Source organism: Burkholderia sp. LMG 13014 (assembly GCF_905232215.1).
GTDB lineage: Bacteria > Pseudomonadota > Gammaproteobacteria > Burkholderiales > Burkholderiaceae > Burkholderia.
In genome coordinates this window covers 1-1,718 of record NZ_CAJNKE010000897.1, presented here as the reverse complement: position 1 = coordinate 1,718, position 1,718 = coordinate 1, and the positions used below count along the sequence as shown (strand labels likewise).

General features: G+C 65.5%; 1 protein-coding gene. It reads right to left on the bottom strand.

What is annotated here, in order from left to right:
* The coding region (locus JYJ84_RS35940) for a bifunctional 2',3'-cyclic-nucleotide 2'-phosphodiesterase/3'-nucleotidase (RefSeq protein WP_205190233.1) at positions 1 to 1,718 on the bottom strand (1,718 nt) is incomplete at both ends.

Here is a 1,718-nt window from a genome sequence, read left to right as displayed (position 1 = left end):
CCGTCGGCCGCGCGGGTGATCTTGCCGCGCTGCTTCACGAACGCGATCAGCACGTCACGGTTCGCATCGGGCGACGCGAAGATCGTCTTGCTGCCGTCGAGGCCCGGGAAGTTGCCGCCGCCGCTCGCGCGGTAGTTGTTGGTCGCGACGATGAACTGCGCGTTCGGGTCGATCGGCGCGCCCTTGTACGTCAGGTTCTTGATCCGGCTGCCGACCGCCTGCGTGACGTCGATTTCATACGCGAGATCGGCCGACGTGAACATGTCGAAGTTGTAGCCGGGGAAGGTGCTGACGAGCGGCTGCACGGTCGCCTTGGTCGGGTCGATGCGGTTGAAGCGCTTCGCGGCGGTTTCGAGCCAGTTCTTCACGTCGGCGCCGCTCACCTTCACCGCGTACACGGTGTTCGGGTACAGGTACAGGTCGGCCGCGTTGTTGATCGCGAGCGCGCCCGGCGCGACGTCGGTGTAGTCGGTGCCGCCGCCGAAGCCGCTCTTGAACGGTGCGCTGACCGACAGCACCGGCAGCGACGCGTATTGCGGCAGGTTCGCCTGCACGTAGGTCTTCACGTAGTCGGCCTGCGCCTCGTTGACGATCTGGATCGCGCCCGGATCGCCGACATCGGCGAAGTACGAGTTCATCCGGTAGTCGGTCGAGCCGATCGGCGTCTTCACGTAGTCGATCGTCGCCTGGTGTTCGGCGGCGATCGCGGCGGACACGGACGGATCGGCCGCCACGTAGCTCTTGTCGGCGTTCTGGATCGCCCGCGCCTCGACGGTCGTCAGCGACTTGTCGACGCCCCACGCCTTGCCGTCGAACTTCAGGCCGAGCTTGATCACGCCGAGGTGCTTGCCCCAGTAGTTGGCCATCACGGTCGGCACGCCGTTGACGGTGCCCTTGACCTTGTCGACACCCGGCAGGTTGAACTGCGACACGGTGCTGTTCGCGTCCGGGAACACCTGGTGCGAGTGGCCGATCAGCATCGCGTCGATGCCCGGCACCTTCGACAGCCACCAGCTGCCGTTCTCCATCGTCGGCGAATACGCGGAATTGTCGAGGCCGCCGTGCGAGATCGCGACGATGAGATCGGCGCCCTTCGCGCGCATCTCGGGGATGTACTTCTCCGCGGCTTCCTTCAGGCCGGTCGTGTAGACCTTGCCGTCGAGCCAGCGCTTGTCCCAGTTCATGATCGCGGGCGGCGTGAAGCCGATGATGCCGATCTTCACGGGCGCGCTGACCGTCTTGCCGTCCGGCGTCGTCGCGGTCACGGTGCGGGTCAGGATCGTGTACGGCGTGAACAGCGGCGCGTTGGTCTTCGCGCTGATCACGTTCGCGAGCACCTGCGGGAAGTTCGGGCCCGCGCACTTCTTCTGCTGGGCCGGCGTCGGCAGGCCGTCGACCTCGAACGTGTTGCCGGTCACCTGCGACAGGTACGGCAGCCCGTAGTTGAATTCATGGTTGCCGATCCCGCCACCGTCGAATTTCGCGGCGTTCATCACCTTGTAGATCGCGAGCGTCTGGTCGCAGCCGATCGGCTTCACGAGCGCCTGGTAGTCCGACAGCGCGGTGCCCTGGATCGTGTCGCCGTTGTCGAGCAGCAGCGTGTTCGGATACTGCGCGCGCGCCTGCGCGATCAGCGTCGACACGCGTTCGAAGCCGAGCGAATTGTCGGCGGCGAGCTTGAAATAGTCATACGACAGCACGTTGGTGTGCAGGTCGGT